The sequence below is a fragment of the Microbulbifer maximicatervae (SeqCode) genome (assembly GCF_052467615.1).
The window spans coordinates 3,589,093-3,603,475 of record NZ_CP174319.1 but is presented as its reverse complement, the minus strand read 5'-3'; the positions used below and the strand labels follow the sequence as shown (position 1 = coordinate 3,603,475).

Genomic DNA, 14,383 nt, shown 5'->3' with positions numbered 1-14,383 from the left:
CGATTAACTTCCTGGGTTGTAATAGTGCCGGCCACTGGTGATCGTGAACAGATATTCGACCAGCTGTTGGTAGTCCTCTGGGCTATCGACAATGTCGATCTCCTCGGTATTGACGATAAGTAGAGGCGCCTCATCGTAAAAATGGAAAAAGCGGGTGTAGGCGTTGTTGAGGGTGGCGAGGTACTCATTGCTTATCGCCTGCTCAGCCGGGATTCCCCGATTGCGGATTCGGGCTTGCAGCACATCGAGGGGGGCTTGCAAATAGATCACCAGGTCCGGCTTGGGTGCTTCCAGGGTGAGGTGTCTGTACACCTGTTGGTACAGGTGCAGCTCATCCTTATCCAGGGTGACTTCAGCAAACAGCTGGTCCTTTTCGATCAAAAAGTCCGACACCCGCACCGGCTCAAAGATATCGTCCTGCCGCAGTGCCTGGATTTGCTGTGATCGCTGTAGGAGAAAGTGCAGCTGGGTGGGCAGTGCGGCGTTTTGGGGGTCCCGGTAGAAGCGCTCCAAAAAGGGGTTCTCCTCGGGTAATTCCAACAGCGTGTCGTAATTGAATGTGGAGGCCAGCTTCTTTGCCAGTGTGGTTTTTCCCACACCAATATTGCCTTCCACCGCGATAAACTTAGGCGGTGTTTTATTAGACCGGTTGAGTTCAGCTGTGCTGGTCTCGGGTTTTTCGATAACCACTTGAGCGACTCCTCTTTGTCTGGGGTCTTCCCTGATGAGTTGCAAACGCAAAAGTACTATTGAGAGGGCCGCCCGTCGAGTAGTTGGGGAGCCTCAGTCGATCAAACCTTTTCCAGGCGGTTTTCCGGGCAGCCCTGTAAGAGTGCTGGAAGGGCTCCCAATCTGGGCAGTTCCATCGCGGGAGCCAGTTCAGAAAGGGGTAGCAGTACGAAGTTGCGCTCGGCCATGCGCGGGTGTGGGACCTGTAGGCGGGGCTCATCGATTTGAGATTCCCCAAACAACAGGATATCCAGGTCCAGGGTGCGGGCGCCCCAGCGGATGGAGCGCTCGCGCCCGTGGGACAGCTCGATAGATTGGAGCTGGTCCAGTAGTGCCAGCGGGGACAGTGCTGTTTTCAATGCTGCGACGGCATTGATGTAATCGGGTTGATCGCCGGGGCCGACCGGGGCGCTTCGGTAAAAGCTCGAACACCCCAATAATTCTGTACTGGGGATTTGCTCCATGGACGACAGGGCGCTGCGCAGTTGTTTGCCGGGCTCTGCCAGGTTACTGCCCAAGCCGATGTATACCGTTTCCATTACTGTTCTGCTCTCGGCTTGCGACGGCGGCCGCGAGAGTTGCGGTTGCGGCGCCCACCGCTGCCTGTGCGCTGTAGCTTGCGTACCATTTGCTGGCGCTGCTCATCGTCAGCCTGTTGGAAGTCGGTCCACCATTTGCCCAGGCCCGCTTCAATCTCGCCACTTTCTTCCCGCAGCAACAGGAAGTCGTAGGCGGCGCGGAAACGGGGGTGTTCCTGTAAGCGCTGGGCCCGACTGCCACCGCGCTGGGGCAGGCGCTGTTGCAGGTCCCAGATTTCCCGCATTGGGATTGAGAAGCGCTTGGGAATAGCGGTGTGGGCCAGCTGTGAACTGGTAACTTTTTGTGCTGCTTGGGCCAGCGCTGGCGCTGGCGGGGTGCCCTTGGCAATCAGCTTTTGTTGCTCGGTGCTCACCGCAGGCCAGAGTAGGGCGGCGTAGAGGAATGCTGGGGTAACACGCATATCGGCGCGGATACGCTGGTCCGTATTGCGCAGGGCTTGCTGGGATAGTTTCAGGGCCGCGCTGTTGGCCTCAATTTGTGCGGCGTTATCCGGGAACAGGTGTTGCCAGAGCTGGTACTGGCGCAGCAGCTCAAAGGTGCGCTCTCCGTGGCCACTCATCAGCAGCTTGAGAATCTCATCGAACAGGCGAGCCGGGGCAATATTGCGTAACAGTGGCGCCAGCTCGTGCAGGGGGGCTTCCGTCTTGCCTTCAATAGTGAAATCCAACTTGGCGGCGAAGCGCACTGCGCGCAGCATGCGCACCGGGTCTTCTTTGTAGCGGACCTCTGGGGAGCCGATCATTCGAATCAGGCGCTTTTCAATATCCTCGACACCGCCGGTGTAGTCGTGGATTTCAAACCCTTTGGTGGTGTAGTAGAGCGCGTTGACCGTGAAATCCCGGCGCATGGCATCACTTTCCAGGTCGCCATAGACATTGTCACGCAGCAGCATACCGTGTTCGGACTGCTTGGCCTCGTGGGTCTCGCCATCGCTGTGGTGACCGCGGAAGGTAGTCACTTCGATAACTTCACGGCCTATACGGGCGTGCAGGATGCGAAAGCGGCGACCGACAATGCGGGCGCCGCGAAAAAGCACCTTGGCTTGCTCTGGAGTGGCGTCGGTGGCCACATCAAAGTCCTTGGGATGACCGCCGAGCATCAGGTCGCGCACACCTCCACCTACGATATACGCCTGGTATCCGGCATCCTGAAGGCGCTTCATAACTGTTAAGGCCGCGCGGCTAATTTCCCGGCGCGAGATGCTGTGGTCGTTGCGGGCAATAACCCTGGGGCCTTTACTGGCCGGCTTGCGCCAGCGTTTGATACTACTAATCAGGTTGTTGAGCATACGGCTGTCTATGTTGACTGCTGCCATTTAGGGATGGCCGGGAAAGCCCCGCTGTGCTTGGCCACGCATTGGTTGGCGGCCTGTATAAGTGGTGGTCCCTCTGGGGAGATTCACGATGGCACTGCTGGAGCCTCTATACCTGGGCTACCCCAGGAGCGAGTCCGGAAAGGAGCCTCAGTGGCTGTTTATCCTCAGAGATCGGGACTCGCGGGCGCGATTCTAACACACGCAAAGGAATGCGCCCGCAATATGCGGGTGCCTGTAAGTTCGGGGGAAAAGAAATATGGGAATTATTATTACCAGTATGAAGGCAGCGGCTTCCTTGCGCTCTCAATTTGCTTTCAAGCAAACACCCTCTCCCAGGTACAGTTCAGTCAGTTTGCAACGCGCTTGTTGTTATTCTTATTCTTCTTGAGTTTTATTGTTATTGTTTATTGTTGTTCTTGCGGTTTTGGCCACTCATTGCTTTTATTGTCGGCCGCCCCATTATTTTTATTATGTTTCGCCCCACTTATTGTTAGTTGTTATAGGGCTTTTAACAGTCATTTATTTTTATTGTTGGCTGTTTTCAATTTTTGTACTAAGAGTAAAGCACTTAGTATGCCAACTTTTAAAAATCTTTATAAATCAATAAGTTACGATCTTTACGAAATTTGACGGAACTTTTCTGGGAGCTATTGCGTTACGGAAGGTGCGAGAGTTGTTACTTCTGGGTGGGTGTGGGTAACACTCTGGTTGGTAACCCCTGTGGGGGTGGGGTAACAAAGTGGCCGAAGGAGTTTGACAGGTGAGGACGGATTGGGAGCAGGGGGCGAAGCCCCCTGGGGATAGCGTTAGTTTTAAGCTTCTGCGGCGGCGCTGCGACGGCTCTTCTTGCGGGGGATGCCCAGCTTTTGGCGTCGTTCCCACAGGCATTTGCGGCTTACGCCGAGCTTCTTGGCCAGGTCTGTCTCACTCATGGTGTCCTGGTGCTCAATAACGAAGCGGGCGAAGTAGTCTTCCAGGGACAGGTCCTCACGGGGGTCGGTGTGCAGACTGCGGGGGCGCGGGATGCCGTCGGCCTCTTCGATCGGTACCAGGTCCAGGTCGATATCCAGGGTTTTGTGGTCGATTTCGCGGCTGTTCTTATCCGTTAGGATTACAGCGCGCTGGATGGCGTTCTCCAATTCACGCACGTTACCGGGCCAGGTGTAGGTGGTAACAGCCTGGATGGCTTCCGGTGACAAGCGCAATAAAGGGCGCTCGATCTTGGTGCAGAACTTTTCCAACAGGTGCTCTGCCAGTGCTAGGACGTCTCTGCCTCGCTCGCGCAAGGGGGCAAGCGTCATTTGCACCACATTGATGCGGTAGTAGAGGTCTTCTCGAAATTTACGCTCCGCTGACAGCTGGCGCAGGTTGCGGTGGGTGGCTGTTACCAGGCGCACATCCACTTTGCGGGATTCGATCGAGCCAATTGGCCGCACTTCGCCCTCTTGCAATACACGCAGCAGGCGGGCCTGTGCCTCCAGGGGCAGCTCACCGATTTCGTCGAGGAACAGGGTTCCTCCGTCGGCTGCCGCTACCAGTCCCTCCCGGGAACTCTGGGCACCGGTAAATGCACCTTTCTCGTAGCCGAACAGCTCAGATTCAATCAGTGTGTCGGGAATCGCGGCACAGTTGACGGAGATCAGGGGTTTGTTGGCCCGGCGGCTCTCCTCGTGAATAGCCCGGGCAACCAGTTCCTTACCGGTACCGGTTTCACCGTGCACCAGGACGGTGGCGTCTGTGGGGGCAACTTTATGGATGCGACCGTAGAGCTCCCTCATCACTGGGCTGCTGCCAATCATGCCGGCAATAGTGCCGGTATTTTCTTTCTCGTTGACGGGCTGGGCGCGATTCTGCTCCGCTTTGCCTATGACCCGGCGGACGGTTGCGAGCATTTCGTCGTGATCAAAGGGCTTGGCGATATAGTCGGCGGCCCCCATACGCATGGAGTCCACCGCAGAGCGGAGGCTGGCGTAACTGGTCATGATCAGTACCGGAATATCACCGGCGTGCTTGAGCAGGTCGGTGCCCGGTGCGCCAGGCAGGCGCAGATCGGAGATAACCAGGTCAACTTCATTGAGGCGGTACTTGGTGAGCGCCTCCTTTACCGAACCCGCTTCACTGATTTTGTAGCGGTGCCGCTCTAAAAGCTTGCGCAGCGCCGTTCGGATAATGGCTTCATCTTCGACGATGAGGATGTGGCTCATATGTTACGCCTGGTTACAAAATGCTCAGTAAGCGCCTAGTTTTACCCGGGCGCCGTTTCGATGCAACTCAAAAACGGTTAATTGGGTTGTTTTTGCGCAAATAATGATCGATTTGGGTGTCCAGCCATCTCAGTCTCCAAGGGGGAGTTGCACAATAAAGCGGGCGCCAGTCCCGGTTTCCGGATTTGCGGGACTGACCAATTCCAGCTGGCCGCCGTGCTCCTCGACAATGCTGTAAACCATTGCCAGCCCCAGCCCCGTACCTTCGCCAGGCTCTTTCGTTGTGAAGAAGGGCTCCAGAATCCGTTCACGATGCTGAGCTGAAATTCCCGGTCCGCTGTCGGTGACAGAGACACAGGCGCTGCCGCTCTTGCGATAGCCCTCAATTACAATCTGGCCGCCATCGGGGCTGGCATCGCGGGCATTACTGAGCAGGTTGATAAACACCTGGATCAAGCGCTGGTTGTCTCCCGGGGCGATCAAGTCTTCAGGTACCCGATTCTCAAACTGGACCTCGGTCTTATCCCGTTGCAGGGACAGCAGGTTGACCGCCTCCTGTACGCAGGCATAGAGATCTACCGGGGCCCGCTCGCTGTCTTCCTGGTTGCCGCTGTGAGAGAAGTTGACCAGGGAGTGGACGATACGGCTGATGCGCTGGGTCTGGCTCAGGATCTGGTCGGCGGTTTCCAGGACTTCCGGATTGTCACAGTCGTACTGGAGGTTTTGCGCCAGGCAGGCGATCCCCGTGACCGGATTACCCACTTCGTGGGCTACGCCGGCGGCTAGGCGGCCCACAGAGGCCAGGCGCTCGCTGTGGATAAGTTCCTGCTCCAAGACCTGTGTTTCGGTAATGTCCTCCAGCAACAACATTTGTGCATCGCCGCGCTCGTCGCGGGAGCGGTCGCTGCGGCTGCGTTTTTGCCGTGCCTTATGTAGGTTGAGCCAGTGGCTGTTGCCGTCGAGGCTCACCTGTTGCTTAAAGCGGCTGGCATCGGTGGATAGGGCGAATTCCCCCAGCAGGCTGCGCCAGGGTTCCGCCAAGTATTCCAGTTTCGAGCCGATTACCTCGCTGGCACTGATACCGGTGAGGTCCTGCATGGCGTAGTTCCACAACAGGACTTCACCGTCGCGCCCCAGAGAGCAAGCGGCCATCGGCAGCTCTTCCAGCATTTGGCGGTGATACAGACGCAGGTTATTGAGTTCTGCGGCCAGGCCAGTGAGCTGGTGCTTGTAACGGCCCAACCGGGTCTCGATCAGGTGAATGTCCTTGTTTGCCGGCTGATCGCTGTTCTGGAACGGGAAGTGTCGATCGATAATTTGTACCGCCAGAACACGCCCCAGCAGGCCGGAGAGATTGGACTCCAGCTTGTTGCGCAGTTGACGCAGGGCGTAGGGGCGGCGCTCGTTGTCCGGCAGATTGAGAGCGGCGAGAGCGCGTTTAACTTCTTTATTCGCCGTAGCGGCCCCGAGGCTTTCAGCCAAGCGCAGGCGAAAATCTGCGGCGGATTCCACATCCAGTCCCAAGCGCAAAGCCTGGGCGATGGTGTCGTCGCTACACAGGTCAGCAGCGTACTGCTCCAGGCTGCTGGTGCGGGTGAACAGAGACAGGCCGACAAATAACAGGACATTGACCCCCAGTGACAGGGTGGTGATCTGTGTCCAGATAGACATTCCCAGGGGAATTTGGAGGGAAGTGCCGGGCAAGGTGATGCCGGTAATCCCAAAAATTGACGGAATTAACAGGCCGCCCCCCCAAAGCAACATGCCCGCCAGCAGGCCACCGACAAATCCGCGTCGATTACCTCGCGGCCAGTGGATTACAGCAAAAATCCCCGGCAGAAATTGGAGTGATCCGATAAATGCCAGCAGGGCCAGGTCCGACAGGGAGAGTCGGTTGTTGAGTAACAGGTAAAAGGCAAAGCCGGCAATAAATAGAGCGGCGATCAGCGCGCGGCGCAACCACACCAGCTGCCGGTACATATTGTCCTCAGAATGCCAGCGGGTGCCGGGCAGCAGCCAGTGGTTCATCACCATGGTGGCGAGGGCCAGGGTGATCATAATCAGTGCGCCAGTGGCTGCCGACAGGCCGCCGATAAAGGCCAGGGTGGTGAGCAGTGCCGAGCCACTGGCGCGGGGAACCGCCAGGGAGAAGTACTGCACCGGGCCGGCCACATCCAGGGCAAAGCCCGCCCACATGATGGGGAAGATAGGCAGGGCCATCAGCAGCAGGAACAGGGGGAAGCCCCAGCTGGCGGTGCGCATTGCCTGTCCGGTGGGGCGCTCGGCAATACTCAGGTAAAAAATATGTGGCATAGCCACGGCAGTGGCGATAAACACCAGTAGCAGGGTATGGGATGAGCCCTGCTTGATGGGGGTGTAGAGCAGCTGGTGCATATCGGGGTTCTCCAGCAGCCACTCATCCAGGCCGGAAAATCCACCGAAGACGCCGTAAATGGCATAGCCGCCCACCGCGGTGAGCGCCACCAGTTTTACCAGGGACTCCAGGGCCATGGCACTGGCCAGGCCCTCGCCACGCTCGCGGGTAGCGCCGTACATACTGGTGAATACCGCCAGCAGCACGCAGTAGAAAAATGCGATTAGGTTTTTGCTCGATACACCGCTGTCCGGCAGTGCCAGGGCAGCCACACTATCCCGCGACAAAAGGGCCAGAGTCTCAGATACCGCCTGGATTTGCAGGGCGATCAGGGGGAGCAGCGCCAACAGCATAAACAGAGTGGCGAGAGTCCCCGCCTGGCGGCTGTGATAGCGGAACACCAGAAGATCTGCCGGGGAGTACAGCTGGTAGCGCTGTGCCAGGCGCGCCAGTGGCTCCAGGGCTACTGGCGCAAACAGGAACATGGCGCCGGTGCCCAGATAGTAGGCGAGTACCCCGTAACCATATTGCCAGGCCAGGTCGACGATACCGTAGAAGGTCCAGGCCGATAGCGATACGCCCAGGGAGAGCACATAAACCAGTGGATGCCGCACCCAGCGGGAAGGCAGCCAGCCCTTGGAGGTGGCGAAGGCGACAAAAAACAGGGTGGCGATATAGGCCACTCCCACTAGGGCAATGTGGGCAATATCAAAGCTCATTCGATTTGCGCCTCCACTGGATAAAAATCGCCAGTAGGATCAGCACGAACCAGAGGATAAAAGGCCGGTACCAGGCGCCGACCGGATTGATCATCCAGGTAAAGATGGTGGGGGAGAATACATAACCCACCAGCACCAGCAGAATTAATAGTGTGCGGTTACTCATAGATCGCCTTGAAAACCCGCTAGAGAAATTTGTTGCCCGCGCACTGTACCGGTGAGAAGTCATCCCTGTGTAATCGTCAACGCGGGTTATCAGCCGGACCCCTAAGGGCGGCTGGCGCGGAAATGGTAAGTGCAGCTTGGAATCAGTGCAATTGGCGGTTGCGCATATCTATCTGGTGGCGGCGCCAGCGCGCGGTAGCCCACTTGAGAATATGCTCGGGGGATTCTGTTAGGGCAGTGTTTGGCAGTTTGAAGCCGAGGAACTGTAATGCCTTACACAGGTTATCGGAAGCCATGTTGTCGTCGATAGCCGGCGCGTGATTTTGTTTGCTGAGTTTTTGCCTGTCATCAGGGCCCATCACTAGCGGCAGATGGCCGAACTGAGGTGGAGTGGCGCCGAGGATTTTATACAAGCGCTGTTGTGCACCGGTGGTATCCAATAGATCTGAGCCGCGCACCACCTGGTTGACCTGTTGGTCGATATCGTCGACAACGACTGCCAGTTGGTAGGCATAGAGGCCGTCGCGGCGCTTGAGAATCGTGTCTTCGCGGATTAGCTGCCGTTGCTCTCCATGCCAAATATCCACAAAGCCTTCCTCGCCGCCTGCGCATTGCAACCGCAGCGCTGAGGGTTCGCTCACATCGTATTTAAGGCGACAGAAGTCGTTCGCATGTCCACCATTTTTCTTAATCTGGCTGCGTGAGCAGTCGCAGGGGTAAATCAGTTGCCGTTGGCGCAGTGTGGACAGGGTTTCCTCGTAGAGTGCGTAGCGCTTGCTCTGCCATTCGACGGGGCCGTGCCAGTGCAGTCCGTGGGCTTCCAGGGATTTCAGAATGCGGGTTGCCGCGCCGGGCTCTTCCCGGGGAGGGTCGAGGTCTTCCATGCGCAGGAGCCAGTGTCCGCCATGGGCGAAGGCGTCGAGGTAGCTGCCGACGGCGCACACCAGTGAGCCGAAGTGGAGCGGTCCACTCGGGGAGGGTGCGAAGCGACCAATATAGGGAGTTGTGCTGTTCAAAATGAATAGGGGCGATACATTGATCGCCCCCTCCGAGCAGGGCGATCGCAAGCGAACGCCGTGTCGCTATCGGTTGTGGATCAGCCGGAGATCTGCCGTTCCTTGATTTCCGCGAGGGTTTTGCAGTCCACGCACAGAGTTGCGGTTGGACGGGCTTCCAGGCGGCGAATGCCGATATCAACACCACAGGCTTCGCAGAAACCGTAGTCATCCTGGTCGATAAGCTCCAGGGTGGCATCGATCTTCTTGATCAGCTTGCGCTCGCGATCGCGGGTGCGCAATTCCAGGCTAAATTCTTCTTCCTGGCTGGCGCGGTCTGCGGGATCGGGGAAGTTTGCGGCCTCGTCTTTCATGTGGGAAACGGTGCGGTCCACTTCCGCCATCAGCTCGGCCTTCCAGGCCAACAGCAAGTTGCGGAAATGCTCCTGCTGCTTCTCATTCATGTACTCTTCGCCCTGCGTCTCCTTGTAGGGCTCAAAGCCGTGCAGAGATTCGGTGCTCGCAGCAGTTTTGGGCATAGTCGTTGCCTCTCTTTCTATACGGGCCCCCCTTTATGGGGGCGATACCACCAAATTCAATCTAGCCTAGACCGGAATCTTTCTAAGTGATGCTTTTTTCACCTATCAAATTCGCTGCGGTGTCAGGCTAATCCTGTTCTCGGTACCGATACCCCTGGCGACCGAGAGCGAGGAAGCTATCAAATCTGCGCGATTCGCGCCACAAATAGTTGTCTGCTATTTTGTGGCGCCTGAAATTACAGCCAAGTGGTCCAGCCCGTGAAATTTACCCCTCCGTTGCAAAAGGCAACACTTTTGCGCCGATACAAGCGCTTTCTCGCCGATGTGGAATCTGCCAGTGGCGAAGTGTTTACCATCCACTGCCCAAATACGGGGTCTATGAAGAATTGTTGGGTGGAGGGGGGAGACTGCTGGTACTCCGATTCTGGCAACCCCAAGCGCAAGTATCGCCACACTCTGGAAATCTGTACGACCCCGGATGGAGCCCTGGCGGGGGTGAACACAGGCCGCGCCAATGCTCTGGTTGAAGAGGCCATTCTGTCCGGCGTAGTCAGCGAGTTACAGGGCTATGAATCCCTGCGCAGGGAAGTGCGCTACGGCGAGGAAAACAGCCGTATCGATCTGTTGTTGTCCGGCGCCGATGGGGACTGCTACGTGGAAGTGAAAAATGTGACTCTGGCAGATGGGGCGCAGGGTTACTTTCCCGATGCGGTAAGTACCCGGGGCGCCAAGCACCTGCGCGAACTGCAAAAGCTGGCTGAGAGCGGTGTGCGGGCGGTACTTTTTTACTGCGTCCAACACAGCGGTATTGAGACGGTGCAGGCGGCGCGGGAAATTGATCCCGCTTATGCTGAGGCCCTGGATTCCGCTGTCGATGCTGGTGTGCAAGTGCTCGCATACCGCGCGAAGCTCGGTGCTGAAGGTGTCGAGCTAGTGGAGGCCCTGCCTTTTCTCCCGTGAGGGAAAGGCAGGGGGCTGTCAGTCGGCCAGTAATGCGTAGAGACCGTCCTGTGCATATTCCACCGGTACTGGGGTCAGGGCATCACCAGTGCAGGGCCCGGCGATACACTCCCCAGATTCAATCAGAAATAGCGCGCCGTGGGAGGCGCACTGAATAAGTGCGCCATCGGGATCGAGGAACTGGTCTTCCTGCCAGTCCAGATTGATGCCCCGGTGAGGGCAGGTGTTTTTGTAGGCGTAGACTTCGCCATCTTTCATCACAGCAAACACATTGTCAGTGCCGGCGGCAGTGTCTCCGAGGGAGAACCCTTTGGATTGACCTTCGCTTAATTCGTCATAGCGACACAGGAAGTACTTCTGCATAGATTATCGGCTCCCGGCCTAATTCTTGTTCAGGGCGCAAGCGCCTGCTTATTCGGGTGCCGCGAGTCTAATGGACGTATAGCGAATTGTCCCGTCACGCAGTATGCCGATAGTGATTTCGTCACCGGCACTGTGCTTTTCCAGGGCATTGAGCAGATCGTCGTAGCTGCGAATCGGCTGTTGTTCTATTTCTACAATCACATCGCCCAATTCCCAACCTCCACCCCGGGTGCGGTGGATACCGCGCAAGCCAGCTTTCTCTGCGGGAAGCCCGGGAGCGGTACGCAATACAGCGACCCCTTCAAAGCCGTAGCGGCTACTCCACTGGTCCGGGGCGGATTCGATACCAATAATCGGACGTACCAGGCGGCCGTGATTGATCAGTTCCGGCACAATTTTTTTGACCGTATCCACTGGAATCGCAAAGCCAATACCGACACTGGCGCCACTGGGGCTGTAAATTGCGGTGTTGACCCCGATTAAACGCGCTTGGGAATCCAGCAATGGGCCGCCGGAGTTACCTGGATTAATAGCCGCATCTGTTTGGATAACATTGCGAATGGTGCGGTTGTTGGCGGCTTCAATTTCCCGCCCCAGGGCGCTGACCACCCCGGTGGTGAGAGTGGTATCTAGGCCGAACGGGTTGCCGATAGCCAGTACTTTGCGGCCTACCGCGAGATTGCTGGAGGTGCCCACAACCAGCGGTTTTAGCAACTCTCTGGGAGCGTTAATTTTCAGAACTGCCAGATCTTTTTCCGGTGCGGATCCCACCAGCTCGGCCGGCCACTCACTGCGATCCTGCAAAGTAATAGTGATTTGCCGCGCACCCTCAATGACGTGAAAATTGGTGACAATATGGCCCTGAGTGTCCCAGATAAATCCGCTGCCGGCGCCTTTGGGCACTGAGTGGAGGCGCAGGGTCCTGCGATCCCGTACCAGGGTTTCATTGGTGACATAGACCACTGACGGACTGGCAAAATTGAACACCTGCATGGTGTTGCGTTCGTCGTCGGTGGCAAAGGATTCCGCCTGTGCAGATATTGCTGGCGTAAGCAGCAAAAAGACTGAGATTAAGCTGGCGCGTAGAGTTTTAAGTAGAGTCATTAATACAATCCTCCCTTTGAACTACCGGATTGGAAGAGACGTCTGTAACTGTCGTCTTCCTTTTTGTTTGTTGCTGTTTTAAAAGTGTATCTTGTTTGCAATCGTTATGCGGTATTGGCTGTTTATTGGGGGCTGCTGGCGAGATTTAAAGCTGGGGGCTATGGATCTCGGAACTCACTTTGGCTGAGTGTCGCCGACTGCTGCTGGAGCTATGAAATTTCTGCGATGGGATTAATGATGACATATGCGCTAGTTTTGTCGAACAGTACAAAACCTGTTACGGCCTGTCAGGTTGCCTCGCCACGGCCCTGGTGATTAAAAAACAGCACCAGGTTCCGGACCGTTGTTACCTTGCCGTAATAGGGATTGCTTTGATAGTCCTCAAGGGTTCGCCCGGTTCTTTGTGCGATCTCTTCAAATAAGTCCAGATAGAGATCATCTTCATCCAGTTTTAGGGTATTAAAGAAATCATCTGATGTTTGAATTGGGACCAGTTGTTTGGTGGGAAGTGTCGCTTGTAGTTGCTCATACACCGCTCTAATAATCCATGTATCTACAATTTTGCAATCAAACTCCCGGGCAAATTCACAAATGGATAAACCTTTGCGGTTGTCACGTAGATGTTGGAAATGCCTATCAATTTTGGGTTGTTCGAGATAGCCCCAAATTATGGCCAATAATACTAAGCCAACTAAAGCTCAAAGGTATATTGGATGGTAAATAAGGAGAGCTAACACTGCTGCGAGAAAAACAAACAACGTAGCTTTACTTGCCTTTTCAGTTTTGTATTTAGGCATAAATCTTGATGCTTTTCTCATGTTTTTATTATTGCTCCAGTTTTGGTAGTTGTAGCTTTTGTTCCAATTGAACAAAGGTCTTTTCTGTGTAGGGGCCAAAAACAAACTCGGAAGAATCTGCAAATTTGTGGTCTTTAAGTCGATCTATGTAATAGTAAGCGCAGGCACCCTCAGGGCAAGCGTAGACTGAGACGAACATCTCGTTTGCACTGATATGATGTGGTTCATCGATACGGCGTATATAGGCATCGTCCCCCAAATTAAAACCAAGGGCTTTTTCGCCATCTATCCAATAAATCTCGTAAGGGCCGTCACTCCATGAGGGAGAACACCCAATTAAAAATATGGCGATGAGTAGTGGGATGTACTTCATGGCACCTCTTTTCATGGTTGCTTTAATTTACGTCTGTTCACACAGAAAGTGCCCCTTTTAAGTTACAACTCTGTGAGAAAATGAACGTACAGCTGTGATTATCTACCAAATTAGACACTAATTACGGAAGTTTTGCAGGGCCAGGATACGATCATCCAGTGGCGGGTGCGTAGCCATAAGTGCTCCCATACTGCCGAATATACCGAAGGCTTTCATATTGCCGGGTAGGGGTTCCTCGTGGCCGCGATCGGACTCTACCTTGAGCCGTTGCAGCGCGGCAATCATGGATTGGGGGCTGGCCAGTGTGGCGCCGGCATGGTCGGCCCGATATTCACGGCGGCGACTGAACCAGGCGACAATCATCATGGCGAAGAAACCGAATATGATGTCCATAACAATGGATGTGACAAAATAGCCGATGCCCAATCCCTCTTCGTTGCGCAAGATAACCCGGTCTACGAAGAACCCAACCAAGCGGGCAAGGAACATCACAAAGGTATTTACCACGCCCTGGATTAGTGCCAGCGTCACCATATCGCCATTGGCCACGTGACCAATTTCATGGCCAATAACGGCGCGGGCTTCCTCTCGGCTGAAGCGCTGCAACAGACCGGCACTGACAGAGACCAGGGCGCTGTTGCGATTCCAACCGGTGGCGAAGGCATTCGCCTGGGGCATTGGAAATATCCCCACATCTGGCATACCGATGCCCGCTTTGCGGGAGAGTTCCCGTACGGTTTCTACCAACCACTGTTCATCGGCACTGCGGGGCTGCTCGATAATTTGTGTGCGGGTACTGACCCGTGCGATGGTTTTCGATAAGAGCAGGGAAATAAAAGACCCGCCAAAACCAAAAATCGCGCACATCAGCAACAAGGCGCCGAAGTTGAGATCGACACCGTTTGCCTGAAGAATTCCCCCAATTCCAAAAATATTGAAAATAATGCCAACCAATACAAGGACAGCAAGGTTGGTCAGCAGGAATAGCCCAATGCGCAACATCGGATCTCTCCTTTGAGTGAGTGTCTTTACGGAATTATTCCGCGGCTCCACCGGTAAGTTTAGATAGGGTTGGCGCAACTTGCCTTACTGTAGATCGGCACAGCTTGGCCTGCTGTGCCGAGTCCATCGAGTGCGCGTGTCTGC

At 55.6% G+C, this 14,383-nt stretch carries 15 protein-coding genes; 2 read left to right on the top strand and 13 right to left on the bottom strand.

The annotated features are described in order from the left end of the window. Window positions 1–3 precede the first annotated feature (3 nt). From ACJJIM_RS15980 to pcnB, 3 genes are all read right to left on the bottom strand, one after another. Window positions 4–690: a deoxynucleoside kinase gene (locus tag ACJJIM_RS15980; RefSeq protein ID WP_444911442.1), complete on the bottom strand. Its 687-nt coding sequence runs from the start codon at window positions 688–690 to the stop codon at window positions 4–6. Between the two features lie 101 nt (window positions 691–791). Further along, window positions 792–1,268: a 2-amino-4-hydroxy-6-hydroxymethyldihydropteridine diphosphokinase gene (gene folK / locus ACJJIM_RS15975; protein ID WP_444911441.1), complete on the bottom strand. Its 477-nt coding sequence runs from the start codon at window positions 1,266–1,268 to the stop codon at window positions 792–794. Further along, complete coding sequence (gene pcnB, locus ACJJIM_RS15970) at window positions 1,268–2,644, bottom strand: polynucleotide adenylyltransferase PcnB (RefSeq protein WP_444911440.1); 1,377 nt, start codon at window positions 2,642–2,644, stop codon at window positions 1,268–1,270. Before pcnB ends, folK begins: the two co-directional genes overlap by 1 nt. 150 nt (window positions 2,645–2,794) lie before the next feature. Here pcnB and ACJJIM_RS15965 point away from each other — a divergent pair, with 150 nt between their 5' ends. Further along, the gene (locus ACJJIM_RS15965) at window positions 2,795–3,274 is read left to right on the top strand and encodes a hypothetical protein (RefSeq protein ID WP_444911439.1); all 480 of its coding nucleotides are present in this window, start codon (window positions 2,795–2,797) and stop codon (window positions 3,272–3,274) included. Between the two features lie 182 nt (window positions 3,275–3,456). Here ACJJIM_RS15965 and ACJJIM_RS15960 read toward each other — a convergent pair whose 3' ends face one another. From ACJJIM_RS15960 to dksA, 5 genes are all read right to left on the bottom strand, one after another. Then, entirely contained in the window at window positions 3,457–4,848 is a 1,392-nt protein-coding gene (locus ACJJIM_RS15960; RefSeq protein WP_444907386.1) for a sigma-54-dependent transcriptional regulator, read from the bottom strand. Between the two features lie 129 nt (window positions 4,849–4,977). Beyond that, window positions 4,978–7,941, bottom strand: a complete 2,964-nt coding sequence (locus tag ACJJIM_RS15955; RefSeq protein WP_413663173.1) for an ATP-binding protein — start codon at window positions 7,939–7,941, stop codon at window positions 4,978–4,980. Beyond that, the gene (locus ACJJIM_RS15950; protein ID WP_169337099.1) at window positions 7,931–8,107 is read right to left on the bottom strand and encodes a hypothetical protein; all 177 of its coding nucleotides are present in this window, start codon (window positions 8,105–8,107) and stop codon (window positions 7,931–7,933) included. The genes ACJJIM_RS15955 and ACJJIM_RS15950 overlap by 11 nt, the downstream gene beginning before the upstream one ends. Window positions 8,108–8,249: 142 nt before the next feature. Then, entirely contained in the window at window positions 8,250–9,122 is an 873-nt protein-coding gene (gene gluQRS, locus ACJJIM_RS15945) for a tRNA glutamyl-Q(34) synthetase GluQRS (RefSeq protein WP_444911438.1), read from the bottom strand. Between the two features lie 80 nt (window positions 9,123–9,202). Continuing rightward, entirely contained in the window at window positions 9,203–9,640 is a 438-nt protein-coding gene (gene dksA, locus ACJJIM_RS15940) for an RNA polymerase-binding protein DksA (protein WP_108734345.1), read from the bottom strand. Between the two features lie 258 nt (window positions 9,641–9,898). On the opposite strand from dksA, the gene sfsA reads away from it, so the two are divergent. Then, window positions 9,899–10,600, top strand: a complete 702-nt coding sequence (gene sfsA, locus ACJJIM_RS15935) for a DNA/RNA nuclease SfsA (RefSeq protein ID WP_444911437.1) — start codon at window positions 9,899–9,901, stop codon at window positions 10,598–10,600. Window positions 10,601–10,618: 18 nt separating this feature from the next. On the opposite strand, the gene ACJJIM_RS15930 is transcribed toward sfsA, so the two are convergent. The 5 genes from ACJJIM_RS15930 to htpX form a co-directional block, all read right to left on the bottom strand. After that, window positions 10,619–10,963, bottom strand: a complete 345-nt coding sequence (locus tag ACJJIM_RS15930) for a Rieske (2Fe-2S) protein (protein ID WP_108734344.1) — start codon at window positions 10,961–10,963, stop codon at window positions 10,619–10,621. 48 nt (window positions 10,964–11,011) lie between these two features. Further along, window positions 11,012–12,067, bottom strand: coding sequence for a S1C family serine protease (locus ACJJIM_RS15925; RefSeq protein ID WP_444907390.1), 1,056 nt, complete (start codon window positions 12,065–12,067; stop codon window positions 11,012–11,014). Window positions 12,068–12,354: 287 nt separating this feature from the next. Beyond that, a complete protein-coding gene (locus tag ACJJIM_RS15920) occupies window positions 12,355–12,744 on the bottom strand; it encodes a hypothetical protein (protein WP_444911436.1) in 390 nt (129 codons plus the stop codon). A gap of 148 nt (window positions 12,745–12,892) precedes the next feature. After that, window positions 12,893–13,237 carry a hypothetical protein gene (locus ACJJIM_RS15915; RefSeq protein WP_444911435.1) on the bottom strand — a complete coding sequence of 115 codons (345 nt, stop codon included), beginning with the start codon at window positions 13,235–13,237 and terminating at the stop codon, window positions 12,893–12,895. A 117-nt stretch (window positions 13,238–13,354) separates the two neighbouring features. After that, the gene (gene htpX / locus ACJJIM_RS15910) at window positions 13,355–14,239 is read right to left on the bottom strand and encodes a protease HtpX (protein ID WP_444911434.1); all 885 of its coding nucleotides are present in this window, start codon (window positions 14,237–14,239) and stop codon (window positions 13,355–13,357) included. Between the last annotated feature and the right edge of the window lie 144 nt (window positions 14,240–14,383).

Coding starts and splice junctions, on each gene's coding strand:
- ACJJIM_RS15930 (WP_108734344.1), bottom strand. CDS start 10,963: ATGCAGAAGTACTTCCTGTGTCGCTATGACGAATTAAGCGAAGGTCAA.
- ACJJIM_RS15960 (WP_444907386.1), bottom strand. CDS start 4,848: ATGAGCCACATCCTCATCGTCGAAGATGAAGCCATTATCCGAACGGCG.
- ACJJIM_RS15955 (WP_413663173.1), bottom strand. CDS start 7,941: ATGAGCTTTGATATTGCCCACATTGCCCTAGTGGGAGTGGCCTATATC.
- pcnB (WP_444911440.1), bottom strand. CDS start 2,644: ATGGCAGCAGTCAACATAGACAGCCGTATGCTCAACAACCTGATTAGT.
- ACJJIM_RS15950 (WP_169337099.1), bottom strand. CDS start 8,107: ATGAGTAACCGCACACTATTAATTCTGCTGGTGCTGGTGGGTTATGTA.
- folK (WP_444911441.1), bottom strand. CDS start 1,268: ATGGAAACGGTATACATCGGCTTGGGCAGTAACCTGGCAGAGCCCGGC.
- htpX (WP_444911434.1), bottom strand. CDS start 14,239: ATGTTGCGCATTGGGCTATTCCTGCTGACCAACCTTGCTGTCCTTGTA.
- dksA (WP_108734345.1), bottom strand. CDS start 9,640: ATGCCCAAAACTGCTGCGAGCACCGAATCTCTGCACGGCTTTGAGCCC.
- ACJJIM_RS15925 (WP_444907390.1), bottom strand. CDS start 12,067: ATGACTCTACTTAAAACTCTACGCGCCAGCTTAATCTCAGTCTTTTTG.
- ACJJIM_RS15915 (WP_444911435.1), bottom strand. CDS start 13,237: ATGAAGTACATCCCACTACTCATCGCCATATTTTTAATTGGGTGTTCT.